The following is a 16,999-nucleotide window of genomic DNA, read 5'->3' on the forward strand; positions in this document are numbered from 1 at the left end:
ATGAGGGGTGCGTACGTAGAAGGGATTATTTACCTACGCAAAACGGATCTATGGCCGCCAAACACATTTACGAGCACGATATCCCTGAATTGGAGTACTGTTACGGGAAATTCCCCACAGGCTCGGGCAGCGGCCTTTCTCCCCTGTTCAGCACCGGGCACCCCCAATTCGGCGAATTCAACGTGTCGAACCTGGCATTGCCACAAATGTTCCTGCTGGATATGGGTTGGAGCATACCGGAAGAGATCGTGGTGCATGAAACCAACCCCAGCACTACGGTGGACGTCAATTTTATGCTGGAAGGGAATCTCAGGGGAAATTTTAAAGGGCTGGGCGCCGATTTCAGTCTGCAGGGCGGGTTTAACAACCTCAAGTATACACCCTCCGAAAAAAGCAGCCACCACGCCATCAAGCAGGACGCCAAAATGTTCGTGATCTCCCTCGACAAGAATTATTTCCGCGAGCTGATCGGGCACGACAACCACTGGGCAGAATCCATCCAGAATAAAATGGAGCGCGAAGAAAGTTTTATCGCTTCAAAAAATTTCCTCACCACAACGCCGCAGATGCATGGCCTGATCCACGCCATCCGCAACATGCAGCCAAGTCCCATGAGCCGGCTGCTAACGCAGTCGATGATCTTCCAGCTGCTGGCCTGCCAGGTAGACCAGCTCCGGAGCCTGCACACCAACGCCTCCGGATCTGACAATGTGAGCGTCACCGATATGGAAAAGCTGCACCTCGTTAAACAATATATAGAGCAGAACTTCATGCAAGACCTCACGCTCTCGGGCCTCTGCCGCGTAGGTATGCTGAATGAGTTCAAGCTGAAAAAAGGTTTCAAGGCGCTGTTCGGAACAAGCGTTATTCAATACGCGAAAGAGCTCCGCATGCAGTACGCGCAGAACCTGCTTCGCGATCACAACCGGAGCATCGAAGAGGTTTCAAGCGCTCTCGGTTATCAGTATCCCAACCATTTTTCAACGGCTTTTAAGAAACATTTTGGTGTTGCGCCTTCGGTGAGGTAAAAGTTGAAAGTTGAAAGTTAAAAGTTTAAGGTTTAAGGTTTAAGGTTTAAGGTTTGAAGTTTAGGGAGTGCTCGGGCGGAAGGATCGGTATCTTATCACTTTTTGAACTTTGACGTTAACCAGGATTCTTTCATCTGGTTGCCCTTGGCCTCGTCGACGTAAACGATGTTGACTGTGAATTCCTTTTTATCGAAAAGCCTGCTGTACATCGTGAAATTCAGCACCATCTCATTGGGATATACGACCTTCATTTTGTAAGTATTAAAATCCAGGCCATCGATCATTTCGGTTGCGCTTACCGTGTCGATCCTGACCCCGGGCATTTGGGCCATAAAGGTTTCATAGATCATCTGATTCACGGCATTGAACGATTCGCGATAGTCTCCGTCAACAGCTTCATCAAATGGCTGATAGTTTGACTCGAAATAGTTCAGCTGACCACTCTTGAATACAAAAATTGGCTTCGCCTGATTCTCAACGGGCTGTCCGTAGGTTTTTCAAGCGCAGAAATGCCTTTGTCCTGCATTTTTTTTCCTTCGGCATCACTTACATTCTCAAAGTCAGCCGGGATGCTGATCGACCATTTGAATTCCTCGTTGTAGATCTCTTTTTGTTTAGATGTTTGCCCTGAACAGCTTATAAACAAGGCCAGTACCAACAGGAACAATACGTGTGCTTTCGTGACTACCATTGTCTTTCGGATTTTTCTCGAATCTAATATTTTATCTGAAAACAACCCTTTGAGGGTTTAAAACCCTCAAAGGGTTGGGCGAGGCACCATCGTCATTAATTCATCTCGTGTCATCGAATATCCGATGCGCTTCATCAATAAACAAAACATTTGTTGCTTGACAGCCCTATCTTATCGTAAAAACTCGGAAGCATGACACACAAGCACGATCTTTCCAGGAGGGCGTTTCTGCGCCAGGCGGGGTTGTCTGGTGTTGCGTTAACCATCGGTTGCTGCTGGCCTGCATCCGGTGAAAGTGCCGGCGAAATTATTTACGCTATTGATCCCAACGCAGCTACGGAGCTGATGGCCTGGATCTCCATCGACAGTAGCGGTAAGGTTACCATTTTTAATCACCGGTCTGAAATGGGACAAGGCACTTCTTCGGCAATCCCTCAGATCGTTGCCGAAGAGCTGGAGGTGAGCATGGACCAGGTGAGCGTACGCTTTGCTCCCGCCAATCCGCAAAAGTATGGCCCGCAACCACAGGATGGAAGTTTTTCGATCCGTGGCTGGTATGAGCAACTGCTGCGCGTCGGAGCATCGGCCAGGGAAATGCTCCTTGAAGCTGCCGCCAAACAATGGCACGTGCCTGCATCAGAATGCTTCGCAGAAAATGGTCACATAATACATCGCGCCACCGCGAAAAAGCTCAGCTACGGCGCCCTTGTAAAAGATGCCGCAACGATAACACCTCCTCAGCAGGTAAAACTCAAGGCGCGAAAAGATCACAAGATCATCGGCAAGTCCATAACACGTAAGGATACCGTTGCCAAAGTCAATGGCAGTGCCGTATTCGGGCTGGATAAAAAACTGCCAGGCATGCGCTATGCCGTGGTGGAGCGCAATCCGAAGTTCAGAGGCAAAGTAAAGAGCATTAATGACTCAGAGACAAGGTCAGTCGCTGGTGTAAAACACGTCTTCAAGGTACAACGGGTGGTTTTTGGTCTGATGTATGAAGGTGTGGCCGTGGTGGCAGACTCGTTGTGGGCAGCCATGCAGGGACGCAAGCTGCTGAAAGTTGAATGGGATGACGACGGCTTTGAGCACCTGAGCTCTGAACAGCTCTTTACCAGGATGCAGCAGGAGCTACTGAAGCCGATCCCTTCGGAGGTTTTTGAAACAGCTTTAGAGAACGCTTCAGCAATCATAGAAAGTGTATATGAAGCGCCGTATCAGTCGCACAGCTGTATGGAGCCGCTCAACTGTATTGCCGATGTAAAAGACGACAGTATTGAAATATGGGGACCGGTGCAGGAAGCCAACTGGATCCAGGCAGACCTGAGCGAACGATTGAATGTACCCCTTAAAAATGTCGCAGTGAACATGACCTTCCTTGGCGGCGGCTTCGGAAGGAAAGCATTTCCGGATTATCCTTATGAAGCTGCGCTGATCTCGAAAGAAATAAAAGCGCCGGTGCAGGTGATGTGGACAAGAGAAGACGACATGACCCTGGGACCGTTTCGCTCTGGCGCCATGTATAGATGCCGGGGCAGTGTGAATGTCGACAATAAAATAGCAGCGTTTCAGGTGATCTGCGCCACGCAGTACATGGGTGCCGGGGCAGACAAAGAAGCGGAGCCACAGCCCGTAACGGTGAACACCGGCGGGATCAGTGGGCTTGCTAGCGATTATTATCAGTCGATACCGCACTATAGCATTGCAAGCGTGCCTATCAAAGCTCCTATACCCGTAATGTGGTGGCGCGCGCCCACAGCCAATGTCGATGCGTTTGCCTGCGAGAGTTTTATAGACGAGCTGGCACATCTTGCTTCACAGGATCCGCTGGCTTTCAGAAAAATCCATCTCCCTTCGCCCCGCTACCAGGCTTTGATCGATAAGCTTGAAGCCATCAGCCACTGGACATCACGGCGCAAAAACGACGGATGGGGCGTAGCCATCACAGAATGTTTCGGTGGTATAGTGGCCCACGTAGTGAAAGTATCGCGCAAGCCTGATCAGAAGGTGAAGATCGATAAGGTGTACGCCCTGATAGATTGTGGCCTGTATGTCAATCCCGACATCATCCGTGCGCAGGTAGAAGGAAGCATTGTGATGGCGCTGGGTGCAGCCGTAAAACACGCAACCCATTTCGAAGACGGCAAAGCGGTCGAGAAAAACTTCAACACCTACGCCATGCCGCGCATCAGCGAGATCCCGGCCATCGAAGTGCACATCATGGAAAACGACGAAAAACCCGGCGGTGTCGGCGAGCCCGCACTGCCAGCCTTCGCCCCGGCATTATGCAATGCCATTTTCGATCTCACCGGCAAACGTATCCGAAAATTGCCGTTCAACCTGGACGAAGTATAGCAAAAGGCTGCAAGCCTTTAGCTATGAGCTGCGAGAAAGGATAACGTCTCGAAGCGGCATTTTTGCTAATTTGCAGGCATACCCGTCAGCCATGAACATTGAAGAATTCAGGGATTATTGCCTCTCCTTAAAAGGTGCAGAAGAAAAATTTCCGTTCGGTGAAAACGTTTTGGTGTTCTATGTAGGTGGCAAGATGTTTTGCCTCACCGACATCTCCTCCTTCGACGTGATCAACGTAAAATGCGATCCTGACAAAGCCGTTACCCTCCGCGAAAAATATCCTGACGTAATCCCCGGCTACCACATGAATAAAAAACACTGGAACAGCATCGTCATGTCCGGCACCATCCCCAACAAGCTCATCAAAGAATGGATCCAAGACTCCTACAACCTGGTCATCCAGGGCTTGCCTAAGAAATTACGCGAGAGTCTAACGAGTACTCCAACGAAGAAAAAAAGAGCCTGAAAATTATGCGTCCTCTCCTCCTGCTATCAAAGTAATCACGTACAATCTCACCCAGGAGAGGGCCTTACAATCGCCCGAACGCACAAACGCAAATGGGTGAGGTCACTCCGACCTCAACGAATTCACCGGGTTCGTTGTCGCCGCCTTGATCGACTCAAAGCTCACTGTCAACCATGCGATGACCAGCGCCGACAGGAACGCGATCACGAAGATCATCCAGTCGATGGTGATGTGATAAGCAAAGCCATCGAGCCACCGGCTCATGCCATACCACGCAACGGGTACTGCTATCACGGTGGCGATGAGAATGGGACGGGTAAAGGTTGCAGACAACAGGTAAACAAGCTGGAATCCTGATGCACCGAGCACCTTGCGGATGCCGAGCTCCCGTGTACGGCGCTCGGCGAGGTATGCCGACAGACCGTAGAGCCCAAGGCACGAGATCACAATGGCCAGTACAGCGAAGATGTTGAACAGGTTGCCCAGCCGTTGTTCTGCCTTATAGAGATTGGCGATGTCCTGGTCTACGAAGCTGTATTCGAAGGGATAGTTCGGATTCATTTCCTTGCAGATCTGCCCGAGCGCCTTGATGGTGTTCTCGGTTTCACCGGGCAGCGTGCGAATGATGGCAAAACCTCCCCAGGTATTCCGGTTCAGGAACATCGGTCCGATAGCCTCTTGTACCGGTTTGAAATTGAAGTCTTTGACAACACCAATGATGGTGCGCTCGCGGCCCCACACCTTGATCCTGGTGCCAACGGCTGACTCCAGCGGCATGTCCATCGTCTTCAGCGCCGCTTCGTTCACGATGATATTGACGGAATCGGCTTTGCCATCTTCGCCATAGCCATGGCCTTCGAGAAAAGTTACTTTAAAAACCTCTTCAAAATTTTCGTCGATGGCCGTGTTGAAGAACAGCGGTTGTGTATTCGGGTCTTTTCCTTTCCACTCCACGCTGATGGTTGCGCCGGAGGATGTTGTGGGAAGATCGGAGATAAATGAGTACTGGCTGGTATACCGGTTGTTGCCAAGGCTTGCGCGCAGGGCATCGTACTTCGACCACAGCTCGCCCGTCATGCGCACATAAAGAAGGTTCTCCTTATCAAAACCGAGGTTCAGCTTCTGGATGTAGTTCAGCTGCCGATAGACGATGGTTGTGCCCACGATCAGCGAAATGGACACCGCGAACTGAATCACCACCATCGTATTCCGGAACAGGCTGCCGGATCCGCCTGCCTTAAAGTTTCCTTTCAATACGGTGGCGGGAACAAATCCTGAAAGATAGAATGCGGGATAACTGCCCGCCAGTAAACCGGTAATGGTGGTAATGCCGAGGAGCCCTGCCACGAGCTGAATATTCGTAATGTCGAACGCAAGATTCTTTCCTCCCAGGGTATTGAAATACGGAAGCACGATGTAGATGATCAGCAACGCGAGTACAAGTGACAGCAACGCCACCACCAGCGACTCGGCAAGGAACTGACCCATCAGGTGAGGTCTTACCGCGCCCACCACTTTGCGCAAGCCAACCTCCTTTGCCCTTCGCGCCGCACGTGCCGTGGCAAGATTCATAAAATTGAGACAGGCCACCACCAGGATAAACACGGCAACGATCATGAAAATGTACACGTTCTGTGCATTTCCGTGGCCCGGAATATCGGCGAGGAAATTAGAGTAGAGGTGAACTTTCGCGAGGGGTTGCAGCACGAACCCTACTTTCAGCACCGTCTCATTCTTTTTATAGATGGCCACCATCTTTTTTTCAAGATCGGCGAGCGCTGATGGCTGCACCTTGTCGTTAAGTTTGAGATACGTGTAATAGTTGAAGTTATCCCAGACGTTGTTCTTGAGGTCGTTGTTGGTGCGCGCCAGGTAACGCATGGGCTGGACAAAATCGAACTGCAGGTGCGAGTTGTCGGGAATGTTGGCGATCACTCCTGTCACGGTAAAATCGTCCTTGCTGTTCTTACGGATCGTCTTGTCAACGGCATCGGTAGTGCCGAAGTACTTCATGGCCATTTCTTCCGTGATCACGATGCCTTCGGGGTTCTGAAGAGCGCGTTCGGGGTCGCCTTTGATGAAGGGAAAGGTGAACACCCTGAAAAAGTTCGAGTCGGCAAAGATGATAGCCTTCTCCTCGAACTTGGCGTCGCCAACCTGCATCAGGTCTCTGTTGTAGCCGGTGATGCGCACCGCTTCTTCCACTTCGGGGATCTCGCTCTTGAATGCCAGCGCGAGGGGCGCCGATGATACGGCCGCATGCACTTTCAGCTCGGGCAGCGTCGCCGTGATCCGGTAGATCTGCCCATAGCCGTTGTGGAATTTGTCGTAGCTCAACTCGTCGTTGACCCACATGCCGATGAGCGCCGTACAGCTGATGCCGAGCGCAAGACCAAAGATGTTGATGAAAGAAAAACCTTTCTGGCGAAGAAGATTCCGGATAGCGACTTTAATGTAGTTTCTGATCATAAAACGGTTTTGTCAGGCTTAAGACGATTTAGCTTGCCCTGATGTTGCATAAAGGAACAAAGGTATCGTCAACAAAGGAAACGATCGCAGCTGAAAACATGCCACTGCGAAAAAACTGCTTCATTGAGGCCTAAACCGCCTTTTTTCCGGCAACAATTGTTCGATCCCGGACAGTGTATGTTTGATTTTGAAGACCAGATCAACAGAAACGCCGCCTGCGCATAGGGGAAGGACGTTCACTCATTTTTTTGGCTGCTTTAAATCCAAAGTCACAACTTGACCTCATCCCTCCTGCACCATGCATACCCGGGTCCACAAGTCATCGGAAAACAAAAACGAACCGGCACACGCAGGCAAATCTGCTGACGAAGGATCTGCCTTCGCGTTCAGCGACAACCGCCCCGGCACGCAGGCATTAAAAGATGTGCTCGCCACAAGATACACCCCGCCCGAGGTGAAGGCGTCCGGTGATCCAGCGGCAAACCAACATGAGCCTCCACTAAAAACTGATCGCACCGGCCTTCCGGCCAAGCTGATGGCGGGCATCGAAAATCTCTCCGGCATTTCCATGAGCGCAGTGCAGGTACATTACAACTCCACAAAACCCGCGCAGCTGCAGGCGCATGCCTACACGCAAGGCACGGAGATCCACGTTGGTCGGGGCCAGGAGAAGCACCTGCCCCATGAAGCATGGCATGTGGTGCAACAGCAGCAGCGCAGGGTGAAACCCACACTGCAAACGAAAAGTGGTGCATTCATTAATGACGACAGCATGTTAGAAGAAGAAGCAGATGTAATGGGTGCCCGGGCTGCGCAATGGAAAGGGAACCCGTCGGAGAACATTGTACAGAAAAAAGGCGAGATGTCTGGCAACAGCGGTGTCACTGTTCTGCAGTGTTGTTTCTCAGATAAGTTGCCTGATGCCGACACATTCAGACAGTGGATGCGAATGAACCCGGAGGTGTTGGAACGCCCAAAAGGATCGTTAGTAACAAAAGGGGCACCAAAACCCAGCGCCACTAAACAGGAGTACAAACAGGAAAGCAGCGACGTTAAAGACCAGCCGGAACTTAAACCAGAAGATCCTTCCGCTGTTAAAGTGGTCAAGCCATTGGAGACAACAGCCTCTTCGGGCGTCACCGTCACAACCGCGAAAAACGTTGAAAGCGAAGCAGCGCCGCCTGCCAGCCCCGAACAATTTCTCAGCAGCATTTGTCAGAGGCTTCCCCGATACCATGATGTGCGAGGGAAAATAAAATTGAGCAATGACAAAAAGGAAACGCAACAGACAGATAAAAAAGAGCATAAGGAAGACAATCTTCAGCAAGATCTTGTGACGTTGATGCAATTGAATGATGAGCTCGAGCATGATGCTTATGGGTACATGGTCTCCAATGCCGCGGCACTATACATTGATAAAGAACCGCTCAATACACCGAAAGAAGGGACAGCTTCTGAAAGCAAGGCCCAGGCACCTGCAATTGGAGAAAGTGAGGCGGCGTCAAACAACAGGCGTGTCATGCAAACATTCCTGAATGCGCTTCAGCAGGATCACTCGCATATTGTTGAAAAACTATTGAAGCTTGCAAATGAGATTCCCCAAAATGAACCCCTCAAATTCAAGGGTCGTAGCATCAAGGAACAATACGGAGAAATAGTAGCCACCAACAATCCCAAAGCGGGCACCGGCACGCTCTATGTTGCGCCAGATAGCGATGCGGGTCACAAGCGAAAAGCAGAGCATCTATGGCACATCCTCAGCAAGAACTTTAATGAATACATCGGAATAAGCCAGGATTCCGATCTGAAGCTGAAGGATGGTGATTTTAGCAGTTTTAAGAAAGATGTTTACGCAATGTTTGCCAAACTGCTTACCAGGCCGGCAGGGCTAAAGGTTGTAGAGCAACTGATCGATAGCGGAAGAAAGATCTACATAGAACTGGGCAAGACGGCGAGCACGTCACACACAACGGCCGACAGTCGCGGCATCAGCACCGGAGGTTCCATCACAATGACCTTAAGAAATTTAAAAGCAGATTATAACAACACTGCCCGGGGAAAAGAAGGCAGGCTTCCCTTTCCTGCATTCCTTACCCTGGCACATGAGCTGGTCCATTTGCTTCACCTCTGGACCGGCCTGGTAGACTATGCACAATACAAAGATCTCGAATTAAGAAAGCAATATACCAACGCGGAAGAAAGATCTACCATCGACCACGAGAACCTGATCAGGAAGGAACATGGGCTTGGAGAACGTACGCATCACGCTTTCAGCAAAGAAGATGAAGCATCATTCGACTGCTGCACCGACCTGTGTATCATTCAATAAACCACCCCTCTCCCTCTCCTCCCAGGAGAGGGGAGGGTGAGGAGGTCAAGCAATCGAAGCCTGCACAATCTGTTCTATATCCAGCTTCCGCATCGACATAAACGCCTGTGCTGCTTTGCCTGCCTTGGCGGGATCGCTCATGATCTTGTTCAGGATGGTTGGGATGATCTGCCACGACACACCGAATTTATCTTTCAGCCATCCGCACATACTTTCTTCTCCGCTTTCAGTAAGTTTTCCCCAGTAGTGATCGATCTCCGCCTGTGTGTCGCAGTGGATGGTGAGTGATACACCTTCGCTGAAAGTAAAACCATGAGGGCCTGCGCTGTCCATGAGCATGAACTTCTGACCATTCAATGCCATTTGTGCGTGCTTCACTTTGCCTGCCTCGTCGGGCGATTCACCGGCGGTGTAGCGGAGGATGCCATCTACCTTCGGATCTTTAAAGATGGAAGAATAATGCGCGATGGCTTCGTCTGCTTTTCCGTATTGCTTGCCGGTGAACAGCAGGCAGGGCGTTAGCTTCTGGCCCACGTCGCTGATCTTGCCCAGCGCAAGCTGCCATGATACACCGTATTTGTCGGTGATCCATCCATACCTTTCGCTCCAGGGATATTTGTCCAACGGCATGAGCACGGAGCCTCCTTTGCTGAACAGTTTCCAGATGCGGTCCATCTCGTCTTGTTTTTCACAGATGTAAAAGAATGAGACCGAAGGGTTGGGCTGATACCTGGGCCCGCCATCCAGCAGCGTGATGCTTTGGCCTGCAACACTGATGGCAGTAACAATGGGAGACTTGGCCACAATTTTTGTGTCGGCAAAAGCGGAGCAGTACAACGCAGCCGCTTCCTGAGCCTGGTTATTGTACCAGAGGCAGGGAGTTATTTTTTCTTTCATGTTCTTTATTATTTACGGTAAACCTAGGAAGGCCGGTGCGCATGAAATAGAATAAAAACGACAACTGCTATTTTTTTTCATTGAGGCCCGACCGGAGGTAACTGTTGGGAGTGGTGTTTGCAAACTCCCGGAACGACCGGATAAAATGGCTTTGATCGGCAAAACCGTTATCATACGCAATATCGGTCAGGGTATCGAACTTCCCGGCCCTCAGTTGGGCAAATACAAACTGGAACTGGCAGATGCGTCTGTAGTGGTTGGGACTCACACCCACATATTTTTTAAACACCCGCTGAAACGTTCTTTTGTTGATATTTAGTGTTTTCAGGATCTCTGCCAGCACCTCTGTACCAGAATTGTACATGATCTGGTCTGTGGCATATTGAATGATCTCGCACTCTTTATTATTCTGCTCAAGCTGATGAACCAGCAGGTGGTCGAGCACTTCGCTCTTGCGCGAAGTAGTGGCGGCATATGTGAGCTGCGTCCTCAGCGCATTGTTCTTAAGCGGATCCCAGCTTTCGAGGTTTGCAGGTTCTTTGGCCAGCACAGCAGCAGGCACACTGAATAAGGCGGGCAGCGCAAAAGGTTTGAAGAAATAGGCGATGATGGTGGTGTGTGCGGTCATGGCCCAGCATTCTTGCGGCACCGTTTTTCCGAACAACGTGACCTGCTTTACGATCTCGTTACCCGCCACATCTTTTTCGGTTTTGCAAAAGAGCGCCGGCATCCCGTTGGCAAACAGCGGCAGCGCGTCTGCTTCAGGTTCAGAAAAGCCCTCCAGTATCAAAACCGTTCTCAGGTATTTCGACAGCGATGGATGTGGCCTCTGGTACCAGTACTTCATTTTATAGATGGCTTGCGCACTTCAATTTAAGCAAACCATCATAAAAAATGACATTGGAAAATTAGGCATTTGGCAATTGGGGAACCTCCTGTAAAAGCGGTACCTATATCCTAATGCCTCAGTGCCTGATGCCTGATATTTAGAAAGGGTCTTTTTTCAACTAACTAACTAAATGGTGCAAAGATACTTCCGCATGCGCGAGTGGCTGCAGGAGACTTGTATCCTCCTGGCGCGGAAGTTACTTCCGTGCGCATTTTTTATTTTCGATCGTAGCTCAGACCTTGCCTTGGAACTTAGTTCCAACACCGAAAGCAAGTTCAATGACAAATGATTTCTCAAATGCCTGAACCTGCCTTCGAAGATAGAGAGGGTCTTTCATGACTTAAAACTTGTACGCAAGACTCACCACCGCATTTCTCGGTTTCTGCGGATTCACTGACCAGTAACCGATATAGTACCCGGTGTTCAGCAGGTTGTTGACATTTACCGCGAACCTGAATTTTCCAGGATTGTAAAACACCCCTCCTGGCGCGGAAGTTACTTCCGCGGCGCATTTTATTTCGATCGTAGCGCAGACCTTGCCTTGGAACTTAGTTCCAACACCGAAAGCAAGTTCATAGCAAATGATTTTCCCAAATGCCTGAACCTGCGTTCGAAGTCAGAGAGGGTCCTTTCACTCAAAACTTATACGCCAAACTAACCACCGCATTTCTCGGTTTCTGCGGATTCACAGACCAGTAGCCGATATAGTACTCGGTGTTCAGCAGGTTGTTGACATTTACCGCGAACCTGAATTTTCCAGGATTGTAAAACACACTTGCATTCAACACGGTGTAGCTGGGCAGGTCGAACGTACCGGTGGCGCGATTGTCAACTACGCGGTATGCGCTCGCATAATTTCCACCGAAGCCAATGCCCGCGTTTCTCAGGCTGCCACTGGTGAGGGTGTAGGTAGCCCAGAAGTTAACCTGGTCCTGCGGTCCCTGGCCACCGGGAACCTGTCCTGGTCCGGTGTAAAAATCATCGGCCACACCTGCAACGTTCGAAGTCTCATTATGGCTGTATCCACCGATCAGGCTCAGTCCGCTGAAGAGGTTGGCTGTAACTTCAAGCTCGTAGCCCTTGCTTTCAACTTCTCCGCCTTGTGTGTAGTCTAACGGATTACCGGCAACGCCAACAATCCGGTTGCTGACTTTGATATCATAATACGATGCCGTGGCAAACAACCGCTCTCTGAGTAAATTGGTTTTTACACCCACTTCCCACTGGTTGGCCTGCTCCGGCTCGAATGACTTCACCGCTTTGATGCCGTTCAAATCAGTCACTTCCCTCGGCGCTGAATTTTTAAATGCGTTCTGATAGTTGGCGAAAAGGGAAACCTTGTCGAGAACAGGCTGGTACACCACACCGAATTTGGGCGACAGTGCAAATTGATCGAAGTCATCTTCTGAATTGCTTTTCTCGCCTTTGGAATCGAAGTAATCTAACCTTACACCCGCCAACACGGTTAAAGCAGGTGTGAGATTGACAACGTCAGAAATATAAGCACCATAAGTACTGTTCATAACGCGGCTGTTGGCAGGCTCCGTTGACGCCAGCAGATTGTCAATGGAAGCCCTCGACAGGTAAACCGGTGGAGGCTCTTCTCCCGTCTCCGAATAAGGATCAATGAAGTTGACATCTCCCTGTGGCGTTACGTTCCTGATAAACACATAGCCGAGCCCGTTGTTCACCGCTTCCTGGCTGAAATAATCAAGGCCGATGAGCAGGCGGTTGCGAAGGCCGCCAATGTTGAAGTCGCCGTTGAAGTTTTGCTGGAAGTCTGTAGCCACCCTCGACTCCTTCACATAAGTAAAGTACTGTCCGAAGTTGTTATCACCTACAACGTCTTCCCAGATGTAAGTATAGTATCCGTCTGAATTTGCCGTGGCCCTTGAGATCACGGTCTGTGAAGTCCATTGGTCCGACAGCTTGTAGTGCATCTGCGCCTGTAAATTTGTTCTCGGGGTTTTGATGGAGAGGTCGTTGCTGGTGAAGGAAAGCTCGTTGTCCAGGTTGAGCTCGTCAACAGTTTTGAAAGTAAGCTCTCCTGCCCTGTCGGTATGGAAAAAGACGGGGGCTACGGCGCGCTCCTCCTCGAGGATCTCGGTCACGATGAGGAACTTCAGCCTGTCGTTCACTTCATAGGCAAGTGTTGGTGCAATGAAAAATGATTTTTTAAATCCGGCATCCTGGAAGCTTCCCTCTGAATGATGTGCCGCGTTAATGCGCAGCGCAACCTTGTCGTGCTGGCTGAGTGGCGTGTTGACGTCAGCTGTGAAGCGACTCAATCCAAAACTGCCGACATTGTAGCCGATCTCACCACCCGTGCTGAAATAAGGTTTCTTGGTTACGGCGTTGATGATACCACCATAGCTCGCATAAGCCGTGGCGTTGGCGCCGAACAGTGTGGCCGAGGGACCTTTCATTACCTGGATCTCTTCAATGTTGGCTGGATCGAGGTTGCCGTTGGTGATGCCTGGCAATCCATTTACCAGGGCGGGTTGTCCTTCCAAACCCCTGAGCGCGAAATACGAAGCACCATCACCATTTCTTCCGGTCGACTCCCATGTTCTGAACACACCCGGCACGTTGCGAAAAGCATCATCGTAATTGGTAACAGCCTGTTGTTTCAGGATCTCTGACGATACGCTGCTGTATGATTGTGGATTCTCAAGCTTCTTCAACGGGATCTTCGATATGTAAGCCTCTTCCCTGTTCAGATTTATCCTCCCGGAGATCACCACCTCTTCCAGCTCCTGCGCATTTTCGGAGAGCACAAAATCGACCTTTGTCACTTCACCTGCCTTTACTTCAACAGTCTGCTTCCGGGTTTCGAGGCTGATGAAGGAAGCTACGATCGTATACTGGCCAGGCTGCAGGTTATTGATCTGGAAATTCCCGTCGCGGTCGGCAACCGCCCCCTTGGTCAGTCCCTCAATGCTCACGTTCACATATTCGGCCGGGGTTCCGTCAGAAGTTTTTACACTGCCCCTGACCGATCCCGTTTGTTGACTGAAGGATGGTAAAGAGAATGATAGTAACAAGAGGATCAAGTAGATAGGTCTCATAATAGAGGTTAGTTCATGTTTAGAATCTTTCTAAATAGTCCGCAATTCTAACATGACAACAATGACTTTGCAAATTATTTAGAACATTTCTAAATAATTGATGGGTGTGTAAGGCTGAATTGGAAAGAGAAAAGTGGGGTTCCCGGTCCCGAAAGGATCGGGGTACGCTTTCTCTGGCACGTAACGGACTCGCCAGATCGCGGCTGGCTGTCGATGCGCCATGAACATGCACCGCCTGATCACTACCACGCGTGGCGCATTTCCCCGATCACACGCATAACCCGCGGCTTCACCGCGGGCTATGCACATTGCGCCCCGTTGGGGCTTAAATGCAAATCAGCAACACGGAGATTCGACTACCGGTATGTTGTCCCCTGACGGGACTTTAATATATTCTTTTACATTTCAGCGTGAATGATCACATGAGGAGTGTCCATTTATGACAGGCGAACTTCAGTCTCGTTAGAGACGAAATACTGGTAGCAATTCAAGACAGGGATCATCAGAATCCCGTAGGAATGGCAGATCATTGGATCTACACGGGAATTTTCACACATCGACCCTGTCAGCCACGTTACATCGGGCTCCCAAGGATCTCTTCGCACATCTTTTTAAAGGGGAAATCGAAATGTTTGACTCTTTTGGTATAGGCACTGTACCTTTTATTATCGGCGTGCGCCTGGAAACGGTACAGGAACTGAGCGGCTTTGTGATGATTGAGAATCTTACAATGATATTGTGAGAGCTTCCAATAGATGAGGGCAAAACGTACGCGGTATTCCCTGTCGCGGTTCATGATCAGTACACATTTCTCCAGCCAGTAGATGGCGCTGTGAAAATCCATGACGGAAACGCAGGTCTGTGCCAGGTCCTGATACAAAGAGATGAGGGCGACATAATCACACGAGCGGACTTCTGAAACGGGTTTGTTCAGAATGTCCTCTTCGTTCTCCAGCAGAAATGCTTCTGCCAGCCGCTGCCGCTCTGCAAGTGGAAATTTCAGGATCTCGGTAACTTTTGATTTAACGTCCATTTCTGATGCCGCACTTTACGTGATCTTTTCACACTATATCAAAATCCGAAACGCAGGCATGGCACCAGGGCAAGGTGAATATGGAAGGTCGGACGTCAAGCAACAGTGAACACAGCTGCCCGACCTCCATATTATAACCCTATTGTATGTTACACACCTGACGTATGTACATAGTGAAGAGCCTGTTTGAAGGCAGTATAGCTAATGGACCTCGATATTTATTTTTGCTGCGCTGTTGTGCTCGCGCACGTATACACTGGCAAACAAATGACTATAAACTGAATCTGATTTTAGTGGCGCGTATCACCCAATACGCCGTTGTTGGTGTGCCGTTGTTGATGTTCCCTGTACGCCGTTGTTGGTGTGCCGTTGTTGATGTTCCCTGTACGCCGTTGTTGGTGTTCTTCACCAACAACCTCACCAACAACCCAACACTGTGCCCTTGTCGGTGTTCTTCACCGACGACCCGCCTCACAAATCCCTGATCCACCGGACTCCCGATCGCGTAAGCTGGTATTCATGAGATGCTTTCCCTTCGGCTTCAATCCAGATCGAGTCTTGTTTATGCAGTCCGCTGAGAACGTAGATATTCTCCGGAAGCCGCTCGTACTTCATCACGTACCGGTCTGTTGAATCCTGGTCGGAATGAAAAACCAACGTGCGCTGAAGCGTATCGGCCGAGAACGTGAACATGGCCCGCGAATCGGTCATGTACCGGACCATCATTTTATCGGGCATGTAAGATGTACCGCTCAGTATAAAATTTTTCCAGCGTACGGCATCCGTGCCCAGGGGCGGAAGGGTATCGCCATTAACAACAAATTTTCTGATCTTATATATTCCACTGACATGATCATTCCGGTGATCGTGCTCGTTCTTCATTCTGTCCGTGAGCATGTTCACGGTGGTCACGGTAAAATAACCGATGATCAGTGTTTTCAGCACGTAACCGATCATGCGTGTACGTTTCTCCGTAAACAGCGGCGCATAATGCACAGGTTGTGTAGGCTGATTCAGCACAAAGAATTTCATCAGCCTCGCAGCATCATCCGCCATCAACAGTATGGTCATCAGCAGGAGGTGAATGGCAAACATTTTTACGGACACATCATAGCCGATATCCATCAGCACCACATTCGCCATGGCCGTAAAGCAGATCACGGCACCCAGCAGCGTGGTACGACGGAAAAGCAGCAGCACGCCACCTATCACCTCGATCAGTCCGGCGCTGGCCGTATAGAACTTCGAGTGGCTCATGAACGCCCAGAGAAAACCCATGGGCGAATATTGTCCGATGGTGGATTCGAGGCGATCGATGCCCATGTCGCCGAACTGAAGCGGAAGCACTTTCGCCATTCCATACACGATCATGGTGAGTCCGGTGTGATACCGTACAACGGCACGGAGCAGTGAATTCAGCTTCGACTCATATCGAAGTTGATATTTGCGATCGATCACCAACCATCCGGTAGCAATGATCAGCGAAAGGACTGCGCAAAGTAAAAAACGGGTATAGTCATACTTCGAATCAAAGCCTTTCATCAGACGTTCAGGATCGTAAGTGAGCCCAAGAAAGGTTTCGCCAAACCACTGCGTAGGTTTCGTCCAGAACGAAAGGTCATCGGTATCCAGCGCATAAATGTACTCGAATCCATAGGGAAAAATGTAGAGCACGAGATAGCAGAAGATAAAACGCTTCACTGCTTTTGATAGCACGGAGGGTTCAGCTTGCAGGGTTTCCATTGATGTGGGTTTCAAAAAATGCAATTTAATATTT

The 16,999-nt window shown here is 50.0% G+C and carries 12 protein-coding genes; 4 read left to right on the forward strand and 8 right to left on the reverse strand.

The annotated features are described in order from the left end of the window. The first annotated feature begins 50 nt into the window (after nucleotides 1-50). On the forward strand, nucleotides 51-1,028 hold the full coding sequence (locus KK083_RS03645; protein ID WP_254160792.1) for a helix-turn-helix domain-containing protein: 978 nt from the start codon (nucleotides 51-53) through the stop codon (nucleotides 1,026-1,028). 95 nt (nucleotides 1,029-1,123) lie between these two features. Here the strand turns inward: KK083_RS03645 and KK083_RS03650 are convergent, their stop codons facing one another. Further along, nucleotides 1,124-1,387 (reverse strand): hypothetical protein, encoded by a 264-nt coding sequence (locus KK083_RS03650; RefSeq protein WP_254160794.1) that lies wholly within the window; start codon nucleotides 1,385-1,387, stop codon nucleotides 1,124-1,126. Between the two features lie 71 nt (nucleotides 1,388-1,458). Beyond that, entirely contained in the window at nucleotides 1,459-1,719 is a 261-nt protein-coding gene (locus KK083_RS03655; RefSeq protein WP_254160796.1) for a hypothetical protein, read from the reverse strand. 192 nt (nucleotides 1,720-1,911) lie between these two features. On the opposite strand from KK083_RS03655, the gene KK083_RS03660 reads away from it, so the two are divergent. Both KK083_RS03660 and KK083_RS03665 read left to right on the forward strand, forming a co-directional pair. After that, on the forward strand, nucleotides 1,912-4,071 hold the full coding sequence (locus KK083_RS03660) for a xanthine dehydrogenase family protein molybdopterin-binding subunit (protein WP_254160798.1): 2,160 nt from the start codon (nucleotides 1,912-1,914) through the stop codon (nucleotides 4,069-4,071). A 91-nt stretch (nucleotides 4,072-4,162) separates the two neighbouring features. Further along, a complete protein-coding gene (locus KK083_RS03665; RefSeq protein WP_254160800.1) occupies nucleotides 4,163-4,537 on the forward strand; it encodes an MmcQ/YjbR family DNA-binding protein in 375 nt (124 codons plus the stop codon). Between the two features lie 102 nt (nucleotides 4,538-4,639). Here KK083_RS03665 and KK083_RS03670 read toward each other — a convergent pair whose 3' ends face one another. Next, nucleotides 4,640-7,006, reverse strand: coding sequence for an ABC transporter permease (locus tag KK083_RS03670; protein ID WP_254160802.1), 2,367 nt, complete (start codon nucleotides 7,004-7,006; stop codon nucleotides 4,640-4,642). 298 nt (nucleotides 7,007-7,304) lie between these two features. On the opposite strand from KK083_RS03670, the gene KK083_RS03675 reads away from it, so the two are divergent. Next, complete coding sequence (locus tag KK083_RS03675; protein ID WP_254160804.1) at nucleotides 7,305-9,335, forward strand: eCIS core domain-containing protein; 2,031 nt, start codon at nucleotides 7,305-7,307, stop codon at nucleotides 9,333-9,335. Nucleotides 9,336-9,380: 45 nt separating this feature from the next. Here KK083_RS03675 and KK083_RS03680 read toward each other — a convergent pair whose 3' ends face one another. The 5 genes from KK083_RS03680 to KK083_RS03700 all read right to left on the reverse strand — a co-directional run bounded on the left by KK083_RS03680 (nucleotide 9,381) and on the right by KK083_RS03700 (nucleotide 16,965). Beyond that, nucleotides 9,381-10,232, reverse strand: a complete 852-nt coding sequence (locus tag KK083_RS03680) for a VOC family protein (RefSeq protein WP_254160806.1) — start codon at nucleotides 10,230-10,232, stop codon at nucleotides 9,381-9,383. 67 nt (nucleotides 10,233-10,299) lie between these two features. After that, a complete protein-coding gene (locus KK083_RS03685) occupies nucleotides 10,300-11,079 on the reverse strand; it encodes a helix-turn-helix domain-containing protein (protein WP_254160808.1) in 780 nt (259 codons plus the stop codon). A 677-nt stretch (nucleotides 11,080-11,756) separates the two neighbouring features. Next, nucleotides 11,757-14,189, reverse strand: a complete 2,433-nt coding sequence (locus KK083_RS03690) for a TonB-dependent receptor (protein ID WP_254160810.1) — start codon at nucleotides 14,187-14,189, stop codon at nucleotides 11,757-11,759. A 574-nt stretch (nucleotides 14,190-14,763) separates the two neighbouring features. Then, nucleotides 14,764-15,222: a hypothetical protein gene (locus KK083_RS03695; RefSeq protein ID WP_254160812.1), complete on the reverse strand. Its 459-nt coding sequence runs from the start codon at nucleotides 15,220-15,222 to the stop codon at nucleotides 14,764-14,766. A gap of 471 nt (nucleotides 15,223-15,693) precedes the next feature. Continuing rightward, nucleotides 15,694-16,965, reverse strand: coding sequence for a hypothetical protein (locus KK083_RS03700; RefSeq protein WP_254160814.1), 1,272 nt, complete (start codon nucleotides 16,963-16,965; stop codon nucleotides 15,694-15,696). Nucleotides 16,966-16,999 lie beyond the last annotated feature (34 nt).

Origin of the sequence: Chryseosolibacter histidinae (assembly GCF_018598225.1) — a bacterium.
In the GTDB taxonomy this organism is placed as follows: domain Bacteria; phylum Bacteroidota; class Bacteroidia; order Cytophagales; family Cyclobacteriaceae; genus Chryseosolibacter; species Chryseosolibacter histidini.